At 68.5% G+C, this 26,251-nt stretch carries 20 protein-coding genes and 1 pseudogene; 5 read left to right on the forward strand and 16 right to left on the reverse strand.

The window, feature by feature from the left end:
* Window positions 1–332: 332 nt before the first annotated feature.
* From murC to dinB, 13 genes are all read right to left on the reverse strand, one after another.
* Entirely contained in the window at window positions 333–1,757 is a 1,425-nt protein-coding gene (gene murC, locus AC5RVD_RS16515) for a UDP-N-acetylmuramate--L-alanine ligase (protein ID WP_494127520.1), read from the reverse strand.
* The gene (gene murG / locus AC5RVD_RS16520) at window positions 1,744–2,862 is read right to left on the reverse strand and encodes an undecaprenyldiphospho-muramoylpentapeptide beta-N-acetylglucosaminyltransferase (RefSeq protein ID WP_494127521.1); all 1,119 of its coding nucleotides are present in this window, start codon (window positions 2,860–2,862) and stop codon (window positions 1,744–1,746) included. Before murG ends, murC begins: the two co-directional genes overlap by 14 nt.
* Before the next feature lie 49 nt (window positions 2,863–2,911).
* Window positions 2,912–4,228 (reverse strand): putative lipid II flippase FtsW, encoded by a 1,317-nt coding sequence (ftsW, locus tag AC5RVD_RS16525; protein ID WP_494127522.1) that lies wholly within the window; start codon window positions 4,226–4,228, stop codon window positions 2,912–2,914.
* A complete protein-coding gene (gene murD, locus AC5RVD_RS16530; protein WP_494127523.1) occupies window positions 4,228–5,760 on the reverse strand; it encodes a UDP-N-acetylmuramoyl-L-alanine--D-glutamate ligase in 1,533 nt (510 codons plus the stop codon). The genes ftsW and murD overlap by 1 nt, the downstream gene beginning before the upstream one ends.
* Window positions 5,757–6,869, reverse strand: a complete 1,113-nt coding sequence (gene mraY / locus AC5RVD_RS16535; protein WP_494113841.1) for a phospho-N-acetylmuramoyl-pentapeptide-transferase — start codon at window positions 6,867–6,869, stop codon at window positions 5,757–5,759. Before mraY ends, murD begins: the two co-directional genes overlap by 4 nt.
* On the reverse strand, window positions 6,866–8,389 hold the full coding sequence (locus tag AC5RVD_RS16540; RefSeq protein ID WP_494127524.1) for a UDP-N-acetylmuramoyl-tripeptide--D-alanyl-D-alanine ligase: 1,524 nt from the start codon (window positions 8,387–8,389) through the stop codon (window positions 6,866–6,868). Before AC5RVD_RS16540 ends, mraY begins: the two co-directional genes overlap by 4 nt.
* A gap of 6 nt (window positions 8,390–8,395) precedes the next feature.
* Window positions 8,396–10,054, reverse strand: coding sequence for a UDP-N-acetylmuramoyl-L-alanyl-D-glutamate--2,6-diaminopimelate ligase (locus AC5RVD_RS16545; RefSeq protein WP_494127525.1), 1,659 nt, complete (start codon window positions 10,052–10,054; stop codon window positions 8,396–8,398).
* Window positions 10,051–11,829, reverse strand: coding sequence for a peptidoglycan D,D-transpeptidase FtsI family protein (locus AC5RVD_RS16550; RefSeq protein WP_494127526.1), 1,779 nt, complete (start codon window positions 11,827–11,829; stop codon window positions 10,051–10,053). The genes AC5RVD_RS16545 and AC5RVD_RS16550 overlap by 4 nt, the downstream gene beginning before the upstream one ends.
* A 27-nt stretch (window positions 11,830–11,856) precedes the next feature.
* A complete protein-coding gene (ftsL, locus tag AC5RVD_RS16555) occupies window positions 11,857–12,522 on the reverse strand; it encodes a cell division protein FtsL (protein WP_494127527.1) in 666 nt (221 codons plus the stop codon).
* The gene (gene rsmH / locus AC5RVD_RS16560) at window positions 12,519–13,508 is read right to left on the reverse strand and encodes a 16S rRNA (cytosine(1402)-N(4))-methyltransferase RsmH (protein WP_494127528.1); all 990 of its coding nucleotides are present in this window, start codon (window positions 13,506–13,508) and stop codon (window positions 12,519–12,521) included. The genes ftsL and rsmH overlap by 4 nt, the downstream gene beginning before the upstream one ends.
* 201 nt (window positions 13,509–13,709) lie before the next feature.
* Window positions 13,710–14,141, reverse strand: coding sequence for a division/cell wall cluster transcriptional repressor MraZ (gene mraZ, locus AC5RVD_RS16565; RefSeq protein WP_493987551.1), 432 nt, complete (start codon window positions 14,139–14,141; stop codon window positions 13,710–13,712).
* Between the two features lie 414 nt (window positions 14,142–14,555).
* The gene (locus AC5RVD_RS16570; protein WP_494113518.1) at window positions 14,556–14,930 is read right to left on the reverse strand and encodes an SCO2097 family morphological protein; all 375 of its coding nucleotides are present in this window, start codon (window positions 14,928–14,930) and stop codon (window positions 14,556–14,558) included.
* Window positions 14,931–15,102: 172 nt separating this feature from the next.
* Window positions 15,103–16,347 (reverse strand): DNA polymerase IV, encoded by a 1,245-nt coding sequence (gene dinB / locus AC5RVD_RS16575; RefSeq protein ID WP_494127529.1) that lies wholly within the window; start codon window positions 16,345–16,347, stop codon window positions 15,103–15,105.
* Between the two features lie 177 nt (window positions 16,348–16,524).
* On the opposite strand from dinB, the gene AC5RVD_RS16580 reads away from it, so the two are divergent.
* On the forward strand, window positions 16,525–17,625 hold the full coding sequence (locus AC5RVD_RS16580) for a polyprenyl synthetase family protein (RefSeq protein ID WP_494127530.1): 1,101 nt from the start codon (window positions 16,525–16,527) through the stop codon (window positions 17,623–17,625).
* 64 nt (window positions 17,626–17,689) lie between these two features.
* Here the strand turns inward: AC5RVD_RS16580 and AC5RVD_RS16585 are convergent, their stop codons facing one another.
* Complete coding sequence (locus AC5RVD_RS16585) at window positions 17,690–18,043, reverse strand: Rv2175c family DNA-binding protein (protein ID WP_493987484.1); 354 nt, start codon at window positions 18,041–18,043, stop codon at window positions 17,690–17,692.
* Window positions 18,044–18,776: 733 nt separating this feature from the next.
* Between AC5RVD_RS16585 and AC5RVD_RS16590 the strand changes: the two genes are divergently transcribed.
* Entirely contained in the window at window positions 18,777–20,021 is a 1,245-nt protein-coding gene (locus AC5RVD_RS16590) for a LysM peptidoglycan-binding domain-containing protein (RefSeq protein ID WP_494127551.1), read from the forward strand.
* A 79-nt stretch (window positions 20,022–20,100) separates the two neighbouring features.
* The gene (pknB, locus tag AC5RVD_RS16595) at window positions 20,101–22,080 is read left to right on the forward strand and encodes a Stk1 family PASTA domain-containing Ser/Thr kinase (RefSeq protein ID WP_494127531.1); all 1,980 of its coding nucleotides are present in this window, start codon (window positions 20,101–20,103) and stop codon (window positions 22,078–22,080) included.
* 123 nt (window positions 22,081–22,203) lie between these two features.
* On the opposite strand, the gene AC5RVD_RS16600 is transcribed toward pknB, so the two are convergent.
* Both AC5RVD_RS16600 and AC5RVD_RS16605 read right to left on the reverse strand, forming a co-directional pair.
* Window positions 22,204–23,589, reverse strand: a complete 1,386-nt coding sequence (locus AC5RVD_RS16600) for a class II 3-deoxy-7-phosphoheptulonate synthase (protein ID WP_494113521.1) — start codon at window positions 23,587–23,589, stop codon at window positions 22,204–22,206.
* A gap of 579 nt (window positions 23,590–24,168) precedes the next feature.
* Window positions 24,169–24,841: pseudogene (locus AC5RVD_RS16605) on the reverse strand (lysophospholipid acyltransferase family protein); the annotation flags it as partial.
* A 159-nt stretch (window positions 24,842–25,000) separates the two neighbouring features.
* On the opposite strand from AC5RVD_RS16605, the gene AC5RVD_RS16610 reads away from it, so the two are divergent.
* Entirely contained in the window at window positions 25,001–25,789 is a 789-nt protein-coding gene (locus AC5RVD_RS16610) for an alpha/beta hydrolase (RefSeq protein ID WP_494127532.1), read from the forward strand.
* Window positions 25,776–26,246: a hypothetical protein gene (locus AC5RVD_RS16615; RefSeq protein WP_494127533.1), complete on the forward strand. Its 471-nt coding sequence runs from the start codon at window positions 25,776–25,778 to the stop codon at window positions 26,244–26,246. The genes AC5RVD_RS16610 and AC5RVD_RS16615 overlap by 14 nt, the downstream gene beginning before the upstream one ends.
* The last annotated feature ends 5 nt before the right edge of the window (window positions 26,247–26,251 follow it).

A 26,251-nucleotide genomic window follows, 5' to 3' on the forward strand; every position in this document is an offset into this window, starting at 1 on the left:
CCGCAGCACATGGAAATCTGGAAGCCGGTGTGCTAGTCCGAGACTCGGACTTCGCATCGAAAATGCGTCGACGGTTCGCCGCATTGCTCACCCCCTGGCGGCCGGCGCGGGCTTGGCTCCCGTGGCGGACTCCGCGGACTCGGCGGCGGGCATGGCCGACACCCGGCCGGTGTTGATCCGCACCCCCGGATTTCCGCCGGCGTCTGTACCCCGGCCCGCGTCGCTCGCCGCTGCCGGATTGGGCTGCTGCCCGGCGGCCTCCGGCCGGCGGGGGGCTTCCGGCTGCCGGGGGGCGGCGGGACGTGCAGCGGGAGTGCGGGGCTTGCGCGGACTCATCGCGCCGCCGCTGCGGCCTGCCCCAGGGCCTCGACCAAAACCGGCCCGTATTGGGTCACGTCTCCGGCGCCGACGGTCAGCACGATATCCCCGGGTTCGGAGCGGGCCACGATGTCCTGCACCGCCCGCCCCGGATCCGGTGCATAGCTGCCGGGAGCCAGCCGGCTGGTGATCAGTTCGCTGGTCACGCCCGGGATCGGATCTTCGCGGGAGGCATAGATATCCAGGACGGCGGCCGAGTCGGCCAACTGCAGGGCCCGGGCGAATTCCGCCGCGAATTCCCGGGTGCGGGAAAACAGGTGCGGCTGGAACAGGACATGCACCGCATGCCCGCCGACTACCTTGCGCGCGGCCGTGAGGGCTGCGTGGACCTCGGTGGGATGGTGTGCGTAGTCGTCGAACACGCGTACGCCTGCCGCCGTGCCTTTGGCCTCGAACCGCCTGGCCGCCCCGGTGAACCCGGCCAGTCCCTCGGCTGCGGCGGCCGGATCGATGTCCTGCGTGATGGCGACGGCGATGGCGGCGGCGGCATTGCGGATGTTGTGCTCGCCCGGGACCTGCAGCCGCAGCGTGCAACTGCCGCCGGGGTATTCGATCCTGCTGGTACTCCCCGAGCCGGCGAATTCAGTTTCTACGATGCGCACCTGGGCGTCGGCCGCGTAGCCGTAGCCCAGCACACGGCCTCCTGCGCCGGACTCCGCCGCCCGCTCCGCCAAGGCGCGGGCGCCGTCGTCGTCGAGGCAGGCCACCAGGGTGCCGTCGGCCGGAAGCAGTGCGGCGAACCGGTCGAAGGAGGCGTACACGGCTTCGGCTGACCCGTAGTAATCCAGATGGTCGGCCTCCACGTTGGTCACCACGATGACCTGCGGCCGGTAGTTGAGGAACGAGCCGTCGGATTCGTCGGCTTCGGCGACAAACAAGTCGCCCTGCCCGTGGGCGGCGTTGACGCCGAGCGCCGCCACATCGCCGCCGATGGCGAACGAAGGTTCGCATCCGGTTGCCTGCAGCATCACGGTCGCCATGGCCGTGGTGGTGGTCTTGCCGTGGGTGCCGCCGACGGCGATCAGCCGCTTCCCCTCCATCGCGGCGGCCAGCGCCACCGAGCGGTGCACGATGTTCAGGCCGGCGGCGGCGGCGGCCTGCAGTTCGGGGTTCTCCGGCCGGATGGCCGTGGAGACCACCACCGTGTCCGCGCCCGCGACATGGGCCGCCTCGTGGCCGACGAAGACGCGCGCACCGAGCGCCTCCAGTTGGCGCAGCACCGCTGAGTCGTTCGCGTCCGAACCGGATACCGGCACGCCGCGGGCCAGCAGGATCCGGGCGATGGCGGACATTCCGGCGCCGCCCAACCCAATGAAGTGCACGGCGCCGAGGTCGCCGAACGGCAGCCGGGCCGTGGTGTGGAAATCAGCGGCTTTCATCTGTGTTCCTCCCTGCTGCCTCGAGCACCAATTGTGCCATTCGGATGTCAGCGTCGCGGATTCCCAGGGCGTGTGCCGCCGCGGACATCTGCTGCAGCCGCTCCGGGTTTTTCAGCAACGGAATGAGTTCGTCCGTGACCCAGCGGGTTGTGAATTCGCCGTCGCGGACCAGCGCGGCCCCGCCGGCCGCCACGAGGGAGGCCGCGTTCAGGGCCTGTTCGCCGTTGCCGTGCGGCAGCGGCACCAGCACGGACGGCAACCCCACGGCGGCTATCTCGCACACCGTGGCCGCGCCGGCGCGGGCCAGCAGGAGGTCCGCCGCCGCGTAGACATCCTGCATGCTGTCCACGAATTCCACCTGGTGGTAGCCGGGGGCGGCGAGCAGTTGCCCGTCGGCGTCCCGCAGAGCCTTGTTCCGCCCGGTGATTTGCAGCACCTGGATGCCTGCCGCGGCAAGCTCCGGCAGCGAAGCACCGATGGTGCGGTTGATGCTCAGCGCGCCCGAGGAGCCGCCGGTGACAATGAGGGTAGGTTGGTCCGGCGCCAGCCCCAGCCGGCGGCGCGCGGCTTCGCGCGAGGCTTCCCGGTCCAGGGTGGAGATCTCGGGCCGCATGGGCATGCCGACCCAGCGGGCGCCGGGCAGCTGCGTGTCCTTGAACGCGACCGCGACCCACCGGGTGAGCCGCGCCCCGACGCGGTTGGCCAGCCCCGGGCGGGCGTTGGCTTCGTGGATCACGATCGGCACCCGGCGCAGCCTGGCGGCGATGTAGACCGGAGTGCTCACATACCCGCCCACGCCCACCACGACGTCGGCCCGCGCGCCGTCGAGGATGCCCGCGGCCTGGCGCACTGCCGCAGCGAACTTGAACGGCAGCTTCAGCAGGTCGAGGGACGGGCGGCGCGGCAGCGGCACCCGTCCGATCGTGGCGAGCCGGTAGCCGGCCGCGGGGACCAGCCGGGTCTCCATGCCGACGGCGGTGCCCACCGCGAGGATGCGGGCCGTGGGGGCGGCCTGGACGACGGCGCCGGCGATGGCCAGCAGCGGGCTGACGTGCCCGGCGGTGCCGCCGCCGGCCAGGACAACAGAGGGCTCAAAAGTGTTCATGGTGTAGCTGGAATACCTTCTGCTCGACTGCTGGTGGTCTGGGGTGGGGTCAGCGGTTCCCGGCCGGCGCTTGCTGGCGCAGCCGGGCAAGGAGTCCCCCGGACTCCTTCCGGCCAGGCACATCGGTCCGGGCAAAGGACAAGAGTACACCGACGGCGGCCAGGGTCACCGTCAGGGCGGAACCGCCGTAGGAGATGAACGGCAGCGGCACGCCGATCACCGGAAGCAGGCCGGTGACCACCGCGATGTTCACGAACGCCTGGCCGATGATCCAGACCATGATGGAACCGGCGAGGACCCGTACGAAAAGGGATTCCTGGCGCATCACGGTGCGGACCAGCGCGATGGCCAGGACACCAAACAGGGCCAGGATCACGGTGGTGCCGAGCAGGCCGAGCTCTTCGCCGATGATGGCGAAGATGTAGTCGTTGTGGGCCTCCGGAATCCAGTTGTATTTTTGCCGGCTCTGGCCCAGTCCCACACCCCACCAGCCGCCGGAGGCCAGCGCGAAGAGCCCGTTGCAGGACTGCATGTTCAGCCCCGTCGTCGCCTCACAGCTCTGGTCGGTCCACATGAGGATGCGGCCCATGCGGTTGGGGCTGACCACCACGAGCAGCAACACCAGCGCGCCGGCTCCGAGTCCGGCCAGGCCGAACAGCTTCAACGGGGCGCCGGCGAAAAACAGCCCGCCGGCGATGATGAGCATCAGGATCATCGCGGTGCCCAGGTCGTTGCCCAGCAGCACCGGGCCGACCACCAGGAGCGCACCGGGGAACACCACCGGGATGAGCAGGTGCTTCCATTGGCCCAGCAGCCGTTCCTTGGCCGCCAGCACCGTCGCCATCCACAGGGACATCCCCAGCTTGGCGACTTCCGAGGGCTGCAGGGAAACATTGCCGGGAAGGTGGATCCAGTTGCGGTTGCCGCCGACCGACTCGCCCAGCGGGGTGAAGACCAACAGCAGCAGGAGCACCGACACCGCCAGGGCAGGCCAGGCCAGCTTTCGATAGGTGGAGACCTTCCAGCGCGAGAGGACCAGCATCGCCGTGACGCCCAGGCCAGCGAACAGGGCCTGCCTCATGAACAGGCTGAACGGCGAGGTTTCATCGGCGATGGATTCCACCGCCGACGACGAGAGCACCATCAGCAGGCCGATGGCGGTCAGGGCGAGGGCGGAGCCGAGGATCAGGTAGTAGCTGGCCCCGCTGGACTGCGTTCCGGTGCCCTGGATGCGGTCCAACAGGTCGGTGCCGCGCTGGCGGAGCTCGCGCAGGCGGCCGGCGGGGGCGGCCTCCGTCCCGGGAGCGGCGTGTCCGCGGGCAGCGGCGGAGGCCGGTGTCCGGCTTCCGCTGCGGGTGGTGGCCATTACTGCTCCTTAGTCGACGGTGCCTGTCCCTCTCCGTACCGGCGGACGGCTTCCATGAACGCGTTGCCGCGGTGAGCGTAGGACGTGAACCGGTCCATCGACGCGGCTGCCGGGGCCATCAGCACGGTGTCCCCGTCGGCGGCGATGCCGGCTGCTGCTTCCACGGCCGCCGCCATCACGGTTGCGCCGTCGGCGTTCCCCGTCGTCGGCGGCCTGCCTCCAGTGTCCCCCGGGGACGCGTGGACGACGGGGACATCCGGTGCGTGTCGCTGCAAGGAGGCCAGGAGGGCGGTATTGTCCCTGCCGATCAGCACGACCGCCTTCAGCCTGCGCGCGTGGTCGGCGATCAGCTCGTCGTAGTTGACGCCCTTGGACAGTCCCCCGGCGATCCACACGACCTGGGAAAAAGACGCCAGCGAGGCCGAAGCCGCATGCGGGTTCGTCGCCTTGGAGTCGTTGACCCACAGCACTCCGGCGCGCTCCAGCACCTTCTGGATCCGGTGTGCCCCCGGATCGAACCGCCGCAGTCCTTCGCGGACCGCGGCCGGTTCCACGCCATAGGCCCGGACCAGGGCGGCGGCGGCCAGGGCGTTGGCCACCTGGTGCCGGGGCGCCGGTTCACCCAGGTCGCTGAGGCCGGCCAGCTCGGCCGCGGAGTCCCGGCGTTCTTCGATGTAGGCCCGGTCCACCAGCAGGTTCTCCACGACGCCGACCATGCTGACCGAGGGCATTCCGGTGGTGAAGCCGATCGCCCGGCAGCCTTCGACGACGTCGGCCTCTTCGACCATCTCCTCGGTCTCGCGCTGCTCGGCGTTGTAGATGCACGCGATCCTGGTCCGCTCATAAATCCTGGCCTTGTCGGCCAGGTACGCCTCATAGGTTCCGTGCCAGTCCACGTGGTCTTCGGCCACGTTGAGCACCACGGAGGCCAGCGGGGACATCGTGTGGGTCCAGTGCAGCTGGAAGCTGGAAAGCTCGACGGCGATGACGTCGTAGCCGATGGGATCACGCACTGCGTCGAGGATCGGCGTGCCGACGTTGCCCGCCGCGATGGCGCGCAGCCCGGCCGCCTGCAGCATGGATTCGGCCATCCCCACCGTCGTGGTCTTACCGTTAGTACCGGTGATGGCCAGCCATTCGGCAGTGCGCCGGCCGGCGCGTTCGCGGACCCGCCAGGCGAGTTCGACGTCACCCCAGATCGGAATCCCTGCGTCAGCGGCGGCCGCCAGCAGCGGGGACCGCGGCTGCCAGCCCGGCGAGGCGACCACCAGCTCGGCCGGCTCCCCGCCGACGTCGGGCAGTGCGCGGGCGTGGTCTTCGCCGAGGAGGACCTGCCGGGCCCCGACAATCTTCAACGTGTCTGCCTTGGCCCGGTTTTCCTCCGTGTCGCTGCCGTCGACGACGACGACGGCGGCGCCCAGTTCGATCAGTGTGTCGGCGGCGGAGAATCCCGACAGCCCGATGCCGGCGACCACCACGCGCAGCCCGGACCAGTCCGCGTCCCAGGAGGTGAGTGAATCGAGCCGGCTCATGAGCCCAGGACCCATTCGGCGTAGAAGATGCCCAGCGCGGCCGCCACGCACAGCCCGGCGATGATCCAGAAGCGCACGACCACGGTGACTTCGGCCCAGCCCTTGAGCTCGAAGTGGTGCTGCAGCGGTGCCATCTTGAAGACGCGTTTGCCGCCGCTGGCCTTGAAGTAGACCACCTGGATGATCACGGAGAGCGAGATGATCACGAACAGGCCCGCCATGACCACCAGCAGCAGCTGGCTGCGGGACAGGATGGCGAACCCGGCGATGGCGCCGCCGATCGCCAGCGACCCGGTGTCGCCCATGAAGATCTTGGCGGGCGCGGTGTTCCACCACAGGAACCCGATCAGCGCGCCGGCCATGGTTCCTGCCAGCAGAGCCAGGTCCAGCGGGTCGCGTACCTCGTAGCAGACCTCCCCGGGCACCTTGACCGAGCCGCAGCTCTGGTTGAACTGCCAGATGCCCATCAGCATGTAGGCGCCGCACACCATCACCGACGCACCCGCCGCGAGCCCGTCCAGCCCGTCGGTCAGGTTCACGCCGTTGGTAGCTGCGGTGACGATGATGTTCGACCAGATGATGAACAGGATAGTGCCGAGCACGGTGCCGCCGAAGGCGAGGTCCAGCCACGGGATGTCACGGGCGAAGGAGATGTTCATCGACGCCGGGGTGCGGCCCATGTTGTCCGGGAAGTTCAGGGCCAGGACGGCAAAGAGAATGCCGACGATGCCCTGCAGCACGATCTTGGCCCAGGCCCGCAGCCCGAGGCTGCGCTGCTTGGAGATCTTGATGAAGTCGTCCAGGAAACCCACCAGCCCCATGCCGGCCATCAGCAGCATGAGCACGGCTGCGGAGACGGTGGGCCCGGGGTGCGCGTCCCCGTTCATCAGCCACATCATCAGGTGCGTGGCAAAGTAGGAGAGCATCACCGAGGCCACGATGACCACGCCGCCCATGGTGGGCGTTCCGCGCTTGGTGTGGTGCGCCGTCGGGCCGTCGTCGCGGATGAACTGGCCGTAGCCCCTCCTCACCAACAGCTTGATGAACAAGGGCGTACCGAGCAGGGACAGGACCAGCGCCAGGGCAGAACCGATCAGCAGGGCTATCACTGCGCCTGGCCTTCCTCTTGGGATTCGCTTCCGCACGGGGCAGCCGCCGCGGGGCCATCCGCCGACGGATTCGCCAATGCTACCCGGTCGCCCAGGAACCGCAGCCCGGCTCCGTTGGAGGACTTGAACAGCACCAGATCGCCCGGTTCCAGCTTCTCCTCGAGCACCCGGCGGGCCTCCTCGGGCGTGCGTACCCAGAGCGATTCGTCGCCCCAGGAGCCTTCCAAGACGGCGGCGTTGTGCATGGCCTTGGCCCCCTCTCCCACCACGATCAGGTGCGAGATGTTCAGCCGGACCACTATCCGCCCGATCGCGTCGTGCTCATGCACGGAGTCTTCGCCCAGTTCCAGCATTTCGCCCAGCACCGCCCAGGTACGGCGGCCGCGGCCGAGTTCGGCCAGCGTGCGCAGCGCTGCGCGCATGGATTCCGGGTTGGCGTTGTAGGCATCGTTGATCACCGTGACGCCGTCCGCACGCTCGGTGCGCTCCATCCGCCAGCGGCTGGCGGGGCCGGCCCCGTTCAGGCCCGCGGCGATGGTTTCCGCCGGCACGCCCAGCGCCCAGGCGGCGCCGGCGGCGGCCAGCAGGTTGGTCACGTGGTGGACGCCGATCAGCCCGGAGGTCACCCGGTGCTCGGAGCCGTCCGGGAAGCGAAGCGTGAATTCGGGGTGCCCGGCGTCGTTGACGCCGGCGCCGAGTGCCCGCAGCAACTGTGCCGCGCTCCCGTCGGGCAGGGTGAAGTCGTCGTCGGCGCTGAAGTACAGAATGCCGGCCCGGGTGCGGGCGGCCATGGCCTGGACGCGGGGATCGTCTGCGTTGAGCACGACGGTACCGCCGGGTGGCACTGCCTCGGCAAGCTCGCCCTTGGCGATGGCTATGTTCTCCACGCCGCCGAATTCCCCCGCGTGGGCGCTGCCGACGCCGAGCACCACGCCGACGCCCGGGTTGACCATGTCCGTCAGGTACCGGATGTGGCCGATGCCGGTGGCACCCATCTCCACCACCAGGTAGCGGGTGTCGAAGTCCGCGGCGAACACGGTCAGCGGGACGCCGACCTCGCCGTTGTACGAGCCGATCGGGGCCACGGTGGGCGCCACCCGGCGCAGGATGCCCGCCAGCAGGTCCTTGGTCGTGGTCTTGCCGGCGCTGCCGGTGATGCCCACAACCTCGAGCCCCGAGGCGGCGCGCAGCCGCGCCACGATGGCCGCGGCCACGGCGCCCATGGCCAGCACGGCGTCCGCCACAACGATCTGCGGCAGGAGGCGGCCGGCGGCGTCGGAGACCTCGCGTTCGGTCAGCGCCAGCACGGCACCGGCTTCAAACGCCGCAGGGACGAAGAAGTGCCCGTCTGCCGTCTCGCCCGGCTTGGCCACGAAAAGGCCGCCGGGTTCAATCTCGCGGGAGTCTGTGGTGGCGGAACTCACGGTGATGCCGGCGGTCTCCCCGGTGGCACCGACGGGCTCCCCAACGATCCGTCCGCCGGTAATCGCCGCTATATCGGCTGCAGTTAGTTCAATCATGACGATCTAGGACTCTACCGCGTCCGGGGAGAGCACTTCGAATCCGTGCCGGTGCAGGGCCCCGCGCAGTTCCTCCCGGTCGTCGAGGGCCAGGTTCTCCCCGTTGACCTCCTGCCAGACCTCGTGGCCGCGGCCCGCGACGAGGACCGTGTCCCGGGGCGTGGCCAGGGCCACGGCGCGCTCGATGGCCTCCGCACGGGGGAAGACTTCGAGAATCTCGGCCGGCAGTTGCTCCTGTTCGGCCGCGGCGCGGGCGCCGGCCAGCACATCGGCGCGGATGCGGGCCGCATCCTCGCCGTGCGGGTCGTCATCGCTGACAATGACGACGTCGGCGAGCCGGACGGCGATGGCACCCATCAGCGGGCGCTTGGTTTGGTCGCGTTCTCCCGTCGCCCCGAACACAACGATCACGCGGGCCCCGGGTTCGGGACGGCGCACCGAGGCCAGGGTTCTCTGGAGCGCGTCGGGATTGTGCGCGAAGTCGACAATCGCTGCCGGGTTCTCGCTGAGCACCTGCATCCGGCCGGGAACCTCGACGGTCAGCGGATCCGCCGCGTCCAGTGCCTGCTGGAGCCTGGCCGGAGAGGTTCCGGAGGCCGCCACCATCGCCACCGCCAGCGCGGCGTTGGAGATGTTGAACGAGCCGGGCAGGCCGGTGTGCAGCCGCAGCAGCACGCCGCCGGGCCCGTGCAGTTCAAACCGGTGCCCCAGGCCTTCACGGACGGGGTTGCGGACGGACCAGTCGGCGCTGCCGCCCTGCGTGGCCACGGTGGCCACCGGGACCCCGGCGGCCTGCGCGTGGCCGGCGAGTCGACGGCCCCAGTCATCGTCGACGCAGACGACCGCCCGGCCGGACCGTTCCGGACTGAACAGGCGGGCCTTGGTCTCGAAGTACTCGTCCATGCTGCCGTGCAGGTCCAGATGGTCCTGGGTGAGGTTGGTGAAACCGGCCACGTCGAACCGGACGGCATCGACGCGCCGGAAGGAAATGGCATGCGAGGAGACCTCCATGGCCGCCGCGTCCAGCCCCCGTTCGCGCATCAGGGCCAGCAACCCGTGCACCTCGGGAGATTCCGGCGTGGTCAGGGCGCTGGGAATCGGTTCGGAACCGGCCGTGATCTCGATGGTTCCGATCAGCCCGGTGCGCAGGCCCAGCGCCTCCAGGAGGGACTTGATGAAGTACGTGGTGGTGGTCTTGCCGTTGGTTCCGGTGACGCCAAAGAGCGCCGGCGCCCGGCCGCCCTCCGGCTGGCTGCCGTAGACGGCGGCCGCCAGCGGGCCCACGAGGGCGCGCAGGTCCCCGGACCGCAGCACCGGCAGCCCGGGGGCGCAGCCGGCTGCGCGCCGGGCGCCGTCGTCGTCGGTCAAGATGGCCGCCGCTCCCGCCGCTTCGGCCTGGGCGGCGAAGTCGGCGCCGTGCCGGCGGGCTCCGGGCAGGCCGATGTACAGGTCCCCCGGCTCGACGGAACGCGAATCTATGGTGATGCCGGTAAAGACCAGGTCCTCCGTCGCCGGGCCCCCGACCGGTACGGGGAGCCCGCGGTGCTGCAGCATGCTGCTCAGCGCCGCCAACCGGACCGGCCTGACCGTTTGGGGCCGCAAGGGCGAGGCGGACCGGTGGGGCTGCTCGGCAGTGGAACTCACATATTCTCCAGGTTGGTTCATTCCAGCGGCAGGTCGACCCGTTTGCTGGTGGATGGCGGCACGTCGTAGGCGTTGAGGACCTGCGTCATGACCTTCTTGAACGTCGGTCCGGCAGACAGCGTCAGCACCCCGCCCTGCGGCCGCTGGATGGTCGCCACGACGACGAACTGCGGATCCTCCATCGGGGCGATGCCGGCCATCGAAATGGTGTAGCCGCTGAATCCCCCGTCGGCGGCCGGTGCTTCGGCTGTACCGGTCTTGACCCCGATCCGATACTCCTTAATGTTACCGGGCTTGCCGCTGTGGTACTTCGAGTTGGTTTCCAGCATGTCCTGCACCAGGTTGGCGGTCTTCTTGGACACCGCCCGGCTGCCCTTCTCGACCGGCACCTCGTGCTCGGTGCCGTTCGGATCGATATAGGCGTCGATGAGCCGCGGCTGCATCAGCACGCCGTTGTTGGCGATGGTCCCGAAGGCAACGGCGGTGTGGAGGGCTGTCTGTGCGAGGCCCTGGCCGAACAGGACGGTGAACTCCTGCCGCCCGTCCCACGTCCCGGGCTCGGCCAGCAGGCCGGCGGTCGCCCCGTTGATGCCGATGTCGAAGCGCTGGCCGATGCCGAACCTCCGCAGGTAGTCGTAGCGCTGCTGGCGCGTCAGCTGCTGCCCGATCATGGTGGTGCCGGTATTCAGCGACTGGGCGAAGATTCCGGCCGTCGTCCGCGTCAGGGTGCCGTGCGGGGTCGCATCCTGGAAGGTCTGGCCGTTGACCGTGTACTTGGGCGGGATGGTGTACCGCGAAGCCGGGGTCGTGATGCCCTCTTCGATCGCGGCCGCCATGGTGATCATCTTGGTGGTCGACCCGGGCTCGAAGGCACGGGTCACCGCCATCGACTGCCGTTCGCTGTCGGGAGTGGCGCCCGGGTCGTTGGGGTCCACGGTCGTGGAGTCCGCCAGCGCTATCAGGTCGCCGGTCTTGGCATTGAGGACGACGACGGTGCCGTAGTCGGCGCCATAATCCTGCACGGTCTCGGCGATGACTTCCTGGGCGTACCACTGGATATCGGTATCCAGGGTCAGGCGCACGCTTTGGCCGTCCACGGCCGGGACTTCTTCGTTGGTCCCGACCGGAATGCGGATGCCGTCGGCGCCGATTTCATAGGTCCTCGAGCCCGGCGTCCCGGAGAGAACGTCGTTTTGCGAGGCCTCGATGCCTTCGAGCGGCACACCGTCCGACCGCATGAACCCGACCACGGAGCCGGCCACCGCCCCTGCCGGGTAGTTGCGGATGGTGGTCGCACGTGCGGACAGCCCGGGGAAGGCCAGGTCCTCGATCTTCTGCTGCACTTCCGGGGTGACCGATTTGGCCACGTAATGAAAGGGCTTGTCGCCGGTCACCGCTTCGGTGACGGTCTCCACGTCCTGGCCCAGGATGCCCGCCAGCTCGGCGATGGCGTCGGCGATTTTGACGTCCTCGGACTTCTGGCTGATCGGGTCGAACCTGGTGTAGTCCTCGACCAGCCGCTGGTCCACCACCACGTCGAACCGCTGCACGCTGCGGGCGAGCACGTTGTTGTTGGCATCCAGGATCTCGCCGCGCAGCGCCGGCAGATCGACGGTGCGCAGCCGCTTGTCGACTGCAGCCTGGGCCATGCCGGCCGTGTCGAGTCCCTGCAGCTGGAACAAACGGGCCCCGAGGATGACCAGCAGGACCAGCACGATCGCCAGCCCGGCCCGGAGCCTCCGTGTGGCCCTCGCCGTGCGGTTGGGGTGCTGCCGGTCGGCTGTTGGTGCTGCCACACGTACCTCGTTTGCGTTGCCGGGCGGTTACTGGCCTGTCTGTTGCTTCGGCGCCGGGATGCTGCCGCCGTTAAGCTGCTTCTCGTCTGGTTTCCGTGCCGGGTCCCCTTCTGCAGCGGCTTCGGCAGCGGCAGCAGATTTCGCCGTTTCCTCCGCCGCGGCAGGGGCGCCGCCCTTCTTCCCGGCCCCATCATTGGCGGGCGGCTGGTGTCCCGGTTTTTCGGGCTGGGCCACCAGCAGCTCCGGCGCCGCGCCTGCTTCCGCCGCCTTTGGCTTCCCGGCGACCTTAAGGCTCTCCAGGTTGATGGACCCCACCGACGGGGACGTTACCATTCCCAATTCTGCCGCCTTGGCGGCCAGATTCTGGGGAGCCTGGTTGTTTTCGAGTTGCTGTGTCAGTTTTTCGTTCGCCTGGGCCAGGGACACCTGCTCGTTGCGCAGCTCCACCAGCTTGTACTGTCCGCTGGAGACCGAGATGTTCAGCATCAGTACGCTGCCGAGGGCGAGCACCAGGACGGTGAAACAGAACAGGGCGAACGGCACCCGCTTGCGTGTCGGGCCGTTGGGTACAACGGAGAGCGGGGTACGGCGGGGCGCCTGCCGGGGCGCGGTTGCGGGACCTCGGGCCGGCGCAGCGCTGCCGTGCACGTACTGATGCTGGTCGGGACGGGCCGCGTGGGCACTGGCACTCATTTTGCGCTCCTGTTCCGGATCCGTTCTACGGCCCGCAGTTTGGCCGACGCGGCCCGCGGGTTCTCTTCAATCTCTGCCGCCGTAGGCACTTCCGTGCCCTTGGTCAGGGTCTTCAGCTGCGGCTTGTGTTCTTCCAGTTCCACGGGGAAGCCGCGGGGCGCGGACGACTTCGAGAGCTGGCCGAAGACGGCCTTGGTGATCTTGTCCTCCAGCGAGTGGTAAGACATGACGACGATCCGGCCCCCGAGGGCCAGCACGTCGATGGCGGCGGGCAGGGCCCGCTCAAGCACGTCCAGTTCCTCGTTGACTTCGATGCGCAGCGCCTGGAAGGTGCGTTTCGCCGGATGGCCGCCGGTCCGCGCCGCGGCAGCCGGCACGACCTTGCGGATAGCGTCCACGAGTTGGCCGGTGGTGGTCAGCGGGGCTTCATCGCGGGCTGCCACAATGCTGGACGCGATGCGTCCGGCAAACTTTTCTTCGCCCCAGCGCCGGATGATGCGCACCAGGTCCGCCTCGGCATACGTGTTGACGATGTCAGCGGCAGTCATCCCCCGGCTGGTGTCCATCCGCATGTCTAGGGGTGCGTCGTAGGAATAGGCGAAACCGCGGTCCCGCTCGTCCAGCTGGAGCGAGGAGACGCCCAGGTCGAACAGTGCGCCGTCGATCTGGCCGACACCGAGGTCATCGACCGCGTCGGCGATCTCGTCGTAAACGGCGTGAACCAGATCGGTGCGCCCGGCGAAAGGCCGGAGCCGTTCTCCGGCCAGCGCCAGCGCCTGTTCGTCCCGGTCGATCCCGATCAGGTGCAACTGCGGAAAGCGCTGCAGCATGGCCTCCGAATGTCCGCCCATGCCGAGCGTCGCATCGACGACGACGGCGCGGCCCCGTTCCGCCACCGCGCGTTCGATGGCCGGGGCGAGCAGGTTGATGCAGCGGTCGCGGAGCACCGGAATGTGGCGCTCCCCTGCCGGCCGCTCGCTGTCCATCCTGAAGCCTTCTTTCCTGCCGGTACATGGGACCGGTTGGTCGCTGTCTCTTAATGCCGAAGGTCCTTGAACCAGATCCCCATCCGCGCCTGGCCTGTCCCGCCTGGCTCCGGGGAAGGTGAGCCAGGTTGGACCTGCCGGGCGGCTGGAGATCTCATCCAAGAACGTCCGTGCCGGGTGTGGTGTTTTGTCGTCCCGGGGTCAAAAGACTCCGGGCAGTACGTCTTCGTCTGTTTCGGAGAAGGCGGTTTCCTGCTCCTGGAGGTAGTCGTCCCAGGCCCGGGCATCCCAGATCTCCGCGCGGGTTCCCGCGCCGATGACCGCCAACTCCCTGTCGAGCCCTGCATAGGTTCGCAGTGCCGGCGGGATGGTGACCCGGCCCTGCTTGTCCGGTACTTCGTCAGAGGCTCCGGACAGAAAGACCCGAATGTAGTCGCGGGCGTGGCGGGAAGATATCGGAGCCTTCCGCATCTCCTCGTGAACCCGTTCGAATTCCTTCTGGCTGAAGACGTAGATGCAACGCTCCTGGCCCCTCGTCAGGACGAGTCCATCGGCAAGCTCCTCGCGGAACTTTGCGGGAAGTATCAGGCGCCCCTTCTCGTCCAGCCGCGGCGAATGTGTCCCGAGGAACATCGCCACCGCCCTGCCGATTAGAGGAGACCGTCGCCCCCTGCGTCACCACTACCCTCTTATGTCCTCCACTTTACTCCACATCACGCCACAGTCAACTACTTCCGGCCCCTTTTGTAGCTGGAAATGTTCGGTGCCATCCGCATGAGACCGCGGAAGTAGGCGGGTGGAGCGAAGTGGGAGGGAAGTGGAGGGTTTTGAGCCCCCACGCAGCAGGAGATCCCGGAGGGTCCGGTCCAGGCCGGCCGCACCGGCCGTGGTGGGGCGGAATGGAGCGGATCGGCGCTTAACGGGCCGTTTAAACACGAAAAGACCCGACGTTTGACGGGTCTTGCCTTCGTGCTGTCCGGCCGTTAACGGCCGGGTGGGGCAAAGTGGAGGAGCCTCAGCGGCAGCTACCGGTGGCCGGGTCTGGTGTCAGCGGTCTTCGCCGTGGTGCCGTTCGTCCCACCGCTCCTCGAGGCTCGCCATGAAGCCGCCCTTCGACGAGGAAGTCTGCTTGTTGCCGGTTGACCGCGGCGACCCTGCCCCGGCCCGGCGCGTGGTGGCCCAGTAAACGCCGGCACCCATGATGATGAAACCCAAGACTCCGACGGCGATGATCTGGCTGAGGATGCCGGTGAGCAGGACCAGGATTCCGGCAATCGCGACGAGTGAGCCCACGACGATGTGGCGCGTCGACAACGATCGGCCGCTGGCCGATTCCATGTGGCTGGCAAACTTCGGGTCATCAGCATGCAACTGCTGCTCCAGTTGTTCCAGCAGCCGCTGTTCATGCTCTGAGAGTGGCATCTGAGCCTCCTTTGTTCCAGTCCCCCAGGGGTGCATAGCGTACAACGAACTCCACGGGACAAGAGTTCCTGAAACCAACCGGAACCGAATTGACCTCTGCTACTAAGAATAGAGCGCAAAGCCTGCAATCAAAAGCTACGACGACCCAACTGTGATCCCATCCTCAGCGATTTCAAGCGCCCCGGCCCCGCCGCGGCCGGCGGCCGGATTCCGGGCCCTGCTCCGTCGGCTTGCGCGGCCCGGACTTGAGCAGCGAGGCAGGCACGATTCCCGCGCCGCCGAACTTCCGGTTTACTTCGTCCAAGGCTTGTTCGGCACTGTGCCAAGTATCCTCGTGGCCGTCGAAGCTCAACTGCTGGCCGCCCCGGCCGGCGTCCTCCAACTGCTCCGCCCGCAATCCGATGAGCCGGACCGCCTGCGGACGCTCGCCGATGGCCGCCAGAAGCCCCGCCGCTGCGGCCTGCAACTGCTGGGCGCTGTTCGATGGCGCCGGCAGCTTCCGTGACCGGTTCAGGGTGGTGAAGTCGGAATACCGAAGTTTCAGCGCTATGGTCCCGGCGCGCATGTTCCCGGCGCGGAGCCTGGCGGCCGTCCGATAGGCCAGCCGCAGGAGTTCGCGCTCCAGCAGCTCGTCGTCGTCGACGTCCTTTTCAAAGGTTTCTTCGGCACCGATGCTCTTCTCCACCCGTTCCGGGGTGACCGTCCGGTCGTCGATGCCCCAGGCCAGCCGATGGACGTGGTCGCCGGTGGCTCCCAGGACGCGGTGCAGCGCGGCGGGCGGAGTCTGTGCCACATCGGCTACGGTACGGATGCCGAGGCGGGCCAGGACCTCTTGCGTTTTGGCGCCGACTCCCCACAGGGCTCCTACCGGCAGGGAATGCAGGAAGTCGACCGTCTCGGCCTCGGGTATGAGCAGCAGTCCGTCCGGCTTGGCATGCGTGGAAGCTATTTTCGCCACGAACTTGGTGGCGGCGATGCCTACCGTCGCCGTCAGCCCCAGCTCGGCTGAGATCCTGCGGCGGATGAGCGCGCCGATCTCCAGCGGCTCGCCCAGCCGCCGGCGCGCACCGGCCACGTCGAGGAAAGCTTCGTCGACGCTGAGAGGTTCCACGTACGGCGTGATTTCCCGGAAGATCGCCATGATCCGGGCCGAGGCCTGCTGGTACTTGATGTGGCTGGGTTCAATGATGAGCGCCTGCGGACACAGCATGCGGGCCCGCGCCATCGGCATCGCCGAGCGGACGCCGTATTTGCGGGCCTCATACGATGCCGAGAGCACCACCGCCCGGCCGGAGGCGGATCCCACGATGACCGGCTGCCCGACCAGCTCCGGGCGCTCCAGCAACTCCACGCCGACGAAAAAGGCGTCCATGTCCACGTGGAGAATGGTGCAGTTCTGCTGGTCCGGGGAGGTCACAGCACTATCGTAGGCGGGCCGTCGCCTGCCGTGCCGCGCCGGGGCAGCCACCGCCCGGCGGCCTCACCACATTGTCTAGACTGGGCTGGAGACATCAGTACCACCGCGAGGAGCTCCGCCGCATGCTGTACCGCCCTGAAGAATTCCGCCCCGCACGGGCAGACCGGAGGTAACGGCGTGGAGCCCTCATTGACGACGACGGTCGCTGCCGAACAGGAGGACTTCCGGCAGGCCGTGGCCGGATTGCTCCGGGAGTTCCTGGCCGGGCAGAAGGACCTGCTGCAGGAGGCGGCCCCGGACGCGGCACCGCTGGTGGAGGCGATCACCGACCTCACCGCGGGCGGCAAGCGCCTCCGGGCGCTGCTGGCTTACTGGGGGTGGCGCGGGGCGGGGGGGTCTGTGCTCGCCGGCCAGTCCGTTCAGGCGGGAGTCGCGCTGGAACTCTTCCAGGCCGCGGCACTGATCCACGACGACATCATCGACCGCTCGGATACCCGGCGGGGCAGCCCGAGCGTGCACCGGCGGTTCGAACAGCAGCACCGGCTCAACGGCTGGGCGCTGGACGCCGAACGCTACGGGCAGGCCGCCGCCCTGCTGGCCGGCGACCTGTGCCTGTCCCTCAGCGAAGAAGTCTTTGCCGGGATCGGGGCGGAGTCCGCGTCGGGGACGCCTGCCCGCGCAATTTTTAACCGGATGCGCGCGGAGGTCATGGCCGGGCAATATCTGGATTTGCTGGAGGAAGCGGCCGGACCGGGCCGCCCGGCGGAAGCCGCCGTGGACCGCGCGCTGCAGATCCTGCGCTACAAGTCGGCCAAGTACTCCACCGTGCATCCCCTGAGCGTGGGCGGTGCGCTGGCGGGCGCTTCGGCCGGGCTGCTGGAGGCCTACGAGGCATTCTCGCTGCCCTTGGGCGAGGCCTTCCAAATCCGTGACGATGTGCTGGGCGTGTTCGGTGATCCGGCCACCACCGGCAAGCCGGCCGGGGACGACCTGCGGGAGGGCAAGCGCACCGTGCTGATTGCACACACGCTTAACCACTGCACGCCGGCCGAACGCACCCTGCTGGAGACCCGGCTGGGCTCACCGGAGCTCTCCGACGCGGCGGTGGAAGAGCTGCGGGGCCTGATCACCAGCAGCGGCGCCCTGGCTGCCGCCGAGCAGATGATTTCCGACCGGACCGCTGCGGTCGACGCAGCGCTGGCGGCCCTGCCGGTACCGGACGGCGTGCGCCAGGCACTGGGCCGGCTGGCCGACTCGGCGGTGCGCCGCAGCGCCTGAGCCGGTTGCCTCGAGCCCGTTGCCCCGGCGCGTAGCCAGCGGCGTGCCGCAGGGGGCCGGACGCCTACCAGCCGAGCGCTTGGGCGCGGCGGCGGATCTCGGTCTTGCGGCCCTCGCGCAGCGCGTCGATGGGCCGGCCGGGCAGGGAATCATCGGCGGTGAAGAGCCAGACCAGTGCTTGCTCGTCGCTGTAGCCGGCATCGGACAGGACCGCCAACGTCCCCTTGAGGCTTTCGAGCACGGTTCCGCCGACCAGGAACGCCGCCGGCACCGAGCGGATCCGGCGGTCCCCGACTCGTGCCTCGATCAAGGCGCGTTCTTCAAGCAGGGCGTGCACCTTCTTAATGGAGACGTCCAGTTGCTCGGCAACGTCCGGCAGCGGCAGCCAATCGGCAATCAGTTCTTCAAGTTCACTCACCGTATAAGGGTGCCACGGCGGCCCCCGCTGAGCCATTTCCTTTTCGACACGCCGCCTTCATTCTTCATTCGCCCGCTGTGGCTTTTGTGTTATGCGTCAATAGTGTAAATTCACTTGAGTAACAGTTTTCACATCGATAACACATGGCACACCAGTACCACTGCGCGGCCCGTTGGGGGACGCTCGCCAGGCCGTAAAACGAGGATGAGGGACACCAATGACCGATCAGCGCCCGATCACGCGCACCGACCGCAGCCAGCCCCGCCGGGTGCTGCTGTCCGCGGCAGCAACCGCGGCGATTCCCGCCGTCGTGCTGTCCTCCGCTGCTTTGGCCATGCCGGCCCAGGCCGCCGACCTGCCTCCGCGCTCGGCGCTGCAGCCCAAGGCGGCGATTCCGGGCGTCACTGTTCCGGCGACTGCTTTCATTCCCGCTTCCCAGGTTGTTGCCCAGTTGCCCGCGTCGCTGCGGGCGCAGACCACTCCCGCCGCCCACACGGTTCGGGCCGGTGAGACGGTCAGCGGCATCGCGGCCCGTTACGGCTTGTCCGTGCAGAAAGTGCTGTCGCTGAACGGCCTGGGTGCCAGCACCATCATCCACCCGGGGCAGAAGATCAAGCTGGGCGGCTCGGCCGCGAAGTCCTCCGGCAATGCGGCGACGCAGTCCTCGTCCGGTTCCGGCAGCTACACGGTCAAGTCCGGCGACACCCTGTCCGGCATCGCCGCCAAGCACGGCATGAGCCTGGGCGCCCTCCTCTCCGCCAACAACCTCAAGATCAGCTCGATCATCTATCCGGGCCAGAAGATCTCGGTCAACGGCAAAGCCGCCCGCGTCTCCACCGCCTCGGCCGCGGGCCAGGCGAAAGCTTCCACCAAAACCGGCGCCGGCAGCTACACGGTCAGGTCCGGCGACACGCTCTCCGGCATCGCCGCCAAGCACGGCATGAGCCTGGGCGCCCTCCTCTCCGCCAACAACCTCAAGATCAGCTCGATCATCTACCCCGGCCAGAAAATCTCGATCAACGGCGGAGCCAAGGCTTCCAGCGTCCCGTCCGCCGCTCAGGCTAAACCTTCCACCCGGACCAGCGCCCCCTCAAGCACCGGCAGTTACACGGTCAAGCCGGGTGACACCCTCTCCGGAATTGCCGCCCGCCACGGCATGAGCCTGGGCGCCGTCCTCGCCGCCAACAACCTCAAGGTCACCTCGGTCATCCACCCCGGCCAGAAGATCAAGGTGAGCGGTTCGTCCGTGACCAGCGCATCGGCGTCGTCCAAGGCGCCGGCCAGCAGCACCGCAGCCACCGGCACGGGCAGCTATACGGTCAAGTCCGGCGACACGCTTTCCGGCATCGCCGGCAAGCTCAACGTGACGCTGTCCAGCCTGCTGCAGTCCAGCGGCCTGAAGTCGACCTCGATCATCTACCCTGGCCAGAAGATCAGCGTCCCCGGCGGTGCGCAAACCACGACGTCGAACGTCGGCACCGCGTCGGCCCAGCCGCTGGTGCCCAGCACCTTCCTGCACTACACGTATCCGGCCGCGGTGGTGGGCAAGGCCAATGAGAACAAGCGCCTGCTGCTCTCCACGCCGCAGCCCACCCCGGCCCAGATGAAGGACATCATCGCCCAAACGGCGGCCAAGATGGGCGTGGATCCGCGGCTCGCCCTGGCGCACGCCTACCAGGAATCCGGCTTTCAGCAGGACGCCGTGTCGCCGGCCAACGCGATCGGCGCCATGCAGGTCATTCCGTCCTCGGGCGAGTGGGCCTCGACCCTGGTGGGCCGCAAGCTCAACCTGCTCGATCCCTACGACAACGCGACCGCCGGCGTAGCGATCATCCGCTCCCTGGTGAGCACCAGCCCGTCCCTGGACATCGCCATTGCGTCCTACTACCAGGGCCAGTACGGCGTGATGACCTACGGCATGTACAGCGACACGAAGGCCTACGTGGCCGCGGTGAAATCGCACATGAAGAAGTTCTAGCCGGCGGCCGCCCCTGGCAAAGGACCCGAACCACGGTGTGGATTCGGGTCCTTTCGCTGTGAGGACTTAGGATCGTATAGTGCAACCGGCAACTGATTCACTGGTCGGCGCCCTGATCGACGGGCGCTACCGGGTTGCCTCGCGCTTGGCGCGCGGCGGGATGTCCACGGTTTACCTGGCGTCCGACACCCGGCTGGACCGCAATGTGGCGCTCAAGGTGCTCTATCCCTACCTGGCCGAAGACGCCGGCTTCCTGGAACGGTTCGAACGCGAGGCCAAGTCCGCGGCCCGGCTCTCGCACCCCCACGTGGTGGGCGTCTACGACCAGGGCATCGACGGCAACGTCGCCTACCTCGCGATGGAATACGTGCCCGGGCACACGCTGCGGGACCTGCTCGACGAGTCCGCTCCGCTGACGCCGCGGCACGCCCTGGCAGTCCTTGATCCCGTCATCGAAGGACTGGCCGCCGCACACGCCGCAGGTTTGGTGCACCGCGACATCAAGCCGGAGAACGTGCTGATGTCCGACGACGGGCGGGTCAAGCTCGGCGATTTTGGCCTGGCACGCGCCGTGACCACCAGCACCAGCACCGGGTCCCTGATCGGGACCGTCGCATACCTGCCGCCCGAATTGGTCACCGGCACCGCGGCCGATGAACGCAGCGATGTCTACTCGGTGGGCATCATGCTGTTCGAGATGCTGACCGGGCGCCAGCCGTTCACCGGCGACGTGCCGATCCAGGTGGCGTTCCAGCACGTCAATTCCACCGTGCCCTCGCCGTCAACCCTGGTTCCCGGGCTGGCTCCCGACCTCGACGAGCTGGTGCTCTGGTGCACGGGGTCGGATCCGGACCAGCGGCCGGTGGACGCCGCAGCGCTGCTGGGCGAACTGCGGCACGTGCACAAGTCGCTCAGCGATGCCCAGCTGGATGCCCAGGCGGCCCGGACCGGGCCGGCGGCGACCTCATCCACTCAGGTCATCCCTTCCGATCCGCAGCGCACCACCGTTATTTCCCGCTCCGCACATCACACGCAGGTTTTCAGCGCCGGCGAGGCCGCCGCGGCACCGGCCGGGCAGCAGCGGCCGCTGTCCGCCCGCGAATCGAAGAAACGCCAGCGGGAAGTGGCCCGCCGCTCGCGGCGCCCTGAACAAAACCTGCGCCGTGGCAATCCCCGGCGCCGAGGCATCATCTGGATTGTCGTGCTGGCCATCGTGGCCGCCTTGGTCGCAGCCGCAGGGTGGTTCTTCGGCATCGGGCCCGGCGCCATCGTGTCCGTTCCCGACGTGACCGGCAAGCCGGTAGCGGAAGCTGAGGGCATGCTCCGGGAACAGGGGCTGGAGTTCACGCTTGAGGAAGTCTTCGACGAGAAGGTGGCCGCGGGGCTCGCCGTCGGCACGGAACCGGATGCGCCCGCCGAAATCCGCCGCTTCGAGCAGGTGGCCCTCGTGGTATCGAAGGGCCCGGAGCTCTTCGGCGTGCCGCCGCTGGCGGGCATGAGCGTGAAGGAGGCCACCGCCGCGCTGGAAGAAGCAGGGCTTGCCGCCGGGGACGTCAAGGAAGCGTACGACGAGGAAGCAGCGGCAGGTACCGTCCTCAGCCACAAACCCGCCGAGGGCGAACAGCTGCGGCGCGGCACCGCCGTCGGGCTCACGGTCTCCAAGGGGCCGAAGCCGTTCAGCGTGCCGCAGGTGGTGGGCCAGCCGCAGTCCGACGCCGCCGCAGCCCTGGAAGGCGCCGGCCTGAAGGTGGAGGTGGCCCCGGAGGCCGTGTTCGACCGCAGGGTTCCGGCGGGCTCGGTGGCGGCGCAGACGCCGGCCGAAGGCCAGGTCATCCGCGGCGACACCGTCACCCTGACGCTCTCCAAGGGCCCGCGGATGGTCGAGGTCCCGGACACTGTCGGCCAGCAGGTGGACGAGGCGAAGCGTGCGCTGGAGGAACTGGGCTTCGAGGTGAAGGTCAAGGAGTTCCTCGGCGGCTTTTTCGGCACCGTGCGGACACAGGACCCGGATAGTGGGTCTCTGCCGGAGGGCTCGGTCATCACGCTGACCGTGGTCTGATGCCGCCGGCCGCCGGCGGCGCCCGCGTCCCGTGACGGCCGGAAGGCCCGGAACCTGTTCACCTGGTTCCGGGCCTTCCGTGTCCCCGCTCTGAGCAGCGCCGGGCGGCAAGCGTGGGTTTGGCTACCGCTGGCGGGAGAGCGCCCCCGCCACCAGGAACGCCATTTCCAGGGACTGCATGTGGTTCAGCCGCGGGTCGCAGACGGACTCGTAGCGGTCCAGGAAGGCGTTCTGATCGATGGGATCGGCGCCGCCGAGGCACTCCGCCACGTCGTCGCCGGTCATCTCCACGTGCAGGCCGCCCGGGAACGTGCCCAGTTCGTGGTGCACGTCGAAGAAACCGCGCACCTCCTCGATGACGTCGTCGAAGTTCCGGGTCTTGTATCCGTTGGGCGAGGTGACCGTGTTGCCGTGCATGGGGTCGGTCACCCAGAGCACCTTGGCGCCGCTCTCGGTGACCCGCTTCACGAGCTCCGGCAGCTTCCGGCGGATGTTGCCGGCACCCATGCGGGTGATGAAGGTCAGCCTGCCCGGCTCGCGCTCGGGATCCAGTTTGTCGATCAGCCGCAGGGCGTCGTCGGCGGACGTGGTCGGGCCCAGCTTGACGCCGATGGGGTTGCGCACCCTGGACAGGAAGTCCACGTGGGCGCCGTCCAGCTGGCGGGTACGTTCACCGATCCAGAGGAAATGCCCGGAGGTGTTGTAGGGCAGGCCCGTCCGCGAATCGATGCGGGTCAGCGCGCGCTCGTAGTCCAGCACCAGCGCTTCATGGCTGGCGAAGAACTCGACCCGCTTGAGGGCGTCGAAGTCGGCGCCGCAGGCGTCCATGAACTTCACGGCGCGGTCGATTTCGCGTGCCAGTGACTCGTAGCGTGAATGTGCCGGATTGGCCGTGAAGCCCTTGTTCCAGTGGTGCACCAGGCGCAGGTCGGCGAAACCGCCCTGGGTGAACGCCCGGATCAGGTTCAGCGTGGAAGCGGACGTATGGTACGCCTGCACCATCCGACTGGCATCGTGGGCCCGGGACTCGGGGGTGAAATCAAAGCCGTTGACCATGTCGCCCCGGTAGGCCGGAAGCGTCACGCCTTCACGGGTTTCGTCGTTGGACGAGCGGGGCTTTGCAAACTGTCCGGCCATCCGGCCCATCTTGATCACGGGCAGCGAGGCGCCGTAGGTGAGCACCACGGCCATCTGCAGGATGGTCTTGACGCGGGCGCTGATCTTGTCGGCGGTGGCTGCGCCGAAGGTTTCGGCGCAGTCCCCGCCCTGAAGCAGGAACGCTTTACCGTCGGCAGCCAGGGCCAGACGCTCCCGCAGGACGTCGACTTCCCCGGCAAAGACCAGCGGCGGCAGGGAGTTCAGCTCGGCGACGGAGGACGCGTAGACCGAGGGATCGTGCCAGGTGGGCTGCTGCACGACCGGCAGCTCTCGCCAGTCATCCAGACCGGGATAGTCCGCTGCCGTCGGCAACTGGTCGGGAACGGAAGCAATGAAGGTTGTATCGGTCACCCTTCAATCGTAGACCTGTGGCTTCGCTGGCTTCACGTGAAGAGGTCATGGGCCGCCACATGGGCGTCACATTCCGGCGGCGTCAGCGCCGGCCCTTCCGGCCGGATCCGGGGACTGCTCCCCCGGCGTTCGGGATGCCGGCCGCATCCGCTCCGTCCGCCGCGGCTTCGCCGGCTGCACCGCCCTGCCCGGCCGCGCTGTCGGGCACGCTCTCGGCTGCGCTGTCGGGCACGCTCTCGTGCAGGGCGCCGGAGGGTATGGCGGCTGCGGCCTGGCCGGCAGCCTGCTCGTCCGCCCCGGACTGCGCCTCCCCCGGTCCCGCGGCGGCGGGTGCCGGTCCAGCGGCGGCGGGTGCCGGTCCAGCGGCGGCGGGTGCCGGTCCAGCGGCGGCGGGTGCCGGTCCGGCGGCAACGGGGTCCGGTCCGGCGGCAACGGGGTCCGGTCCGGCGGCAACGGGGTCCGGTCCGCCGATAACCGTGATGGCTCCGGGCGCTTTGGCCTTCGGAGGCTCCGGTTGCTCCGGCGGCAGGCCGACCACCGCGTGGCGCTGGCTTTCGGCCTTCGCCGGTTTGCGTGCGGTCAGCCTGGCCTTGACCGTGCTGGCGTACGAATCGACGTATTCCTGGCCGGAGAGCCGCATGATCTCGTACATGATCTCGTCGGTGACCGAACGCTGGATGAACCGGTCGTCTTCCAGCCCCTTGTAGCGGGAAAAATCCAACGGCTTGCCAATGATGATGCCCACCCGGCGGATGTTGGGGATGCGCCGGCCGATGGGCTGCACCTTGTCCGTGCCGATCATCGCCACCGGGATCACCGGCACGCCGGTGTGCAGCACCAACTTCGCCACACCGGTCTTGCCGCGGTACAGCTTGCCGTCCGGGGACCGGGTGCCCTCCGGGTAGATGCCCAGCAGGCCGCCGTCCTGCAGCGCGTCCCGCCCCGCCAGCAGCGACGTGGCCGAGGCCGCTCCGCCGGATCGGTCCATCGGAAGCTGGTTGGTCATCCTGAAGAAAGCCGCGGTGAGCTTGCCCTTGGCGCCTTTGCCGGTGAAGTACTCGCTCTTGGCCAGGAACACCACGGGCCGGGGCACCGCGAGGGGCAGGAAAATCGAATCGGAGAAAGAAAGGTGGTTGCTGGCCAGCACCGCGGGGCCGCTGTCCGGAATGTTGTCCAGCCCCTTGACCCATGGCCGGAAGAGTAGCCGGACCACCGGTCCTACGACGATGGTCTTCATGAACCAGTAGAACACGTGTGCCTTTCCGTTCCGCCGCCGCCGGCCGCTTTACCAATACCGCTTGAGACTCTACTCCAGCTTTGCGTCTGCGTGGCTGCGCAGGATGGGGGTACCGGAGAAGGAACCGGCCGGCTATCGATGGCCGAACGGCTCCCATAATGACACGATAGTGCCATGACTTCTGTTGCCGACGGCGTCTTTTCCAGCCCCGGGCACGGCCCGAATTCCCGTGTCGGCGTCGTCTTGCTGCATGGTTTCACCGGTTCCCCGCGCAGTATGCGGGGGTGGGCGGAAAGCCTGGCCGATGCCGGCTTCGCGGTACGGTTGCCGCTGCTGCCCGGTCACGGCACCACGTGGCAGGATCTGGCCACATCCCGTTGGCAAAGCTGGTACGGGGCTGCCGAGCAGGCCTTTTCGGAGCTCGACCGCGAGCGCAGCCACGTCTTCGTGGCCGGGCTGTCCATGGGCGGGGCATTGGCGCTGCGGCTGGCCGCGCACCGCCCGGTCTCAGGCGTGCTGCTGGTCAACCCGGGTCTCACCATCGCGGACCCGCGGGCGCCGCTCACGGGTCTGTTGAAGTACGTCCTGCGCTCGGTGCCGGCCATTGGCAACGACATCAACAAGCCGGGCATGGATGAGGGTGCCTACGAGCGCACCCCGGTGGCCGCCGCGCACCAGCTGGGCCAGCTCTTCAAGACGGTCGTGGCCGATCTGCCCCGCGTCACCGCGCCGACACTCGTTTTCCGCTCCGCGGTGGACCACATAGTCCCGGAATCTTCCATGGATGTGCTCCGGCGGCGGATTGGCACGGACCGGCTGGAGGTGGTGCCGCTGCCGGATAGTTATCACGTGGCCACCATGGACCACGACGCCGACCTGATCTACCGCCGGTCGGCCGAATTCATCCAGGCGACTGCAGCCACATCGCCGGGGCAGACGGGAGCCACCCATGCCCGGGCATGACCAGGACCGGGACGACGCCGCGTGGCAGGATCTGGTGGCCCGGCTGGAAGAGACAGACTCCGGGAGCGCGGACGGCATGCCTCCGGACCGGCCCGCTGCCGGCAACGGTGCCGATCCCCAACGCCTGCGGGAGATTTTCGAGAACCGCCTGCCGGAGGTCCCGGCGGATGAAGCCCCGCCCGGCCCGCGGGATTACACGGTCGTGGAACCGGACGACGACGAGGGCTACGTGCCGCCGGAACCTGCTCCACTGGGCGCAGGCGAACCGCTGCTGGTACTGGCGTGGATCGGGGCCGTGGGGGCTCCGCTGGGTTTGCTGCTGACCGCCATGTTCTGGCGGGGCGCACCCTTCACTGCGGTACTGGCGCTGGTGGCCCTGTTCGTGGCCTCTGCCGTCTATCTGGTCTTCCGGCTGCCGAAGGAACGCGACGGGCACGACGACGGGGCGCGGGTCTAGCGCTT

The organism is Arthrobacter sp. THG-b23, assembly GCF_059091265.1.

What these genes read in the sequence shown, in the direction of transcription:
- ftsL (WP_494127527.1), bottom strand. Translation starts at nt 12,522, where the DNA reads ATGAGTGCCAGTGCCCACGCGGCCCGTCCCGACCAGCATCAGTACGTG.
- AC5RVD_RS16545 (WP_494127525.1), bottom strand. Translation starts at nt 10,054, where the DNA reads ATGAACCAACCTGGAGAATATGTGAGTTCCACTGCCGAGCAGCCCCAC.
- AC5RVD_RS16615 (WP_494127533.1), top strand. Translation starts at nt 25,776, where the DNA reads ATGCCCGGGCATGACCAGGACCGGGACGACGCCGCGTGGCAGGATCTG.
- AC5RVD_RS16570 (WP_494113518.1), bottom strand. Translation starts at nt 14,930, where the DNA reads ATGCCACTCTCAGAGCATGAACAGCGGCTGCTGGAACAACTGGAGCAG.
- murC (WP_494127520.1), bottom strand. Translation starts at nt 1,757, where the DNA reads ATGAAAGCCGCTGATTTCCACACCACGGCCCGGCTGCCGTTCGGCGAC.
- mraZ (WP_493987551.1), bottom strand. Translation starts at nt 14,141, where the DNA reads ATGTTCCTCGGGACACATTCGCCGCGGCTGGACGAGAAGGGGCGCCTG.
- AC5RVD_RS16610 (WP_494127532.1), top strand. Translation starts at nt 25,001, where the DNA reads ATGACTTCTGTTGCCGACGGCGTCTTTTCCAGCCCCGGGCACGGCCCG.
- murD (WP_494127523.1), bottom strand. Translation starts at nt 5,760, where the DNA reads ATGAGCCGGCTCGATTCACTCACCTCCTGGGACGCGGACTGGTCCGGG.
- AC5RVD_RS16590 (WP_494127551.1), top strand. Translation starts at nt 18,777, where the DNA reads ATGAGCCTGGGCGCCCTCCTCTCCGCCAACAACCTCAAGATCAGCTCG.
- murG (WP_494127521.1), bottom strand. Translation starts at nt 2,862, where the DNA reads ATGAACACTTTTGAGCCCTCTGTTGTCCTGGCCGGCGGCGGCACCGCC.
- AC5RVD_RS16540 (WP_494127524.1), bottom strand. Translation starts at nt 8,389, where the DNA reads ATGATTGAACTAACTGCAGCCGATATAGCGGCGATTACCGGCGGACGG.
- ftsW (WP_494127522.1), bottom strand. Translation starts at nt 4,228, where the DNA reads ATGGCCACCACCCGCAGCGGAAGCCGGACACCGGCCTCCGCCGCTGCC.
- rsmH (WP_494127528.1), bottom strand. Translation starts at nt 13,508, where the DNA reads ATGGACAGCGAGCGGCCGGCAGGGGAGCGCCACATTCCGGTGCTCCGC.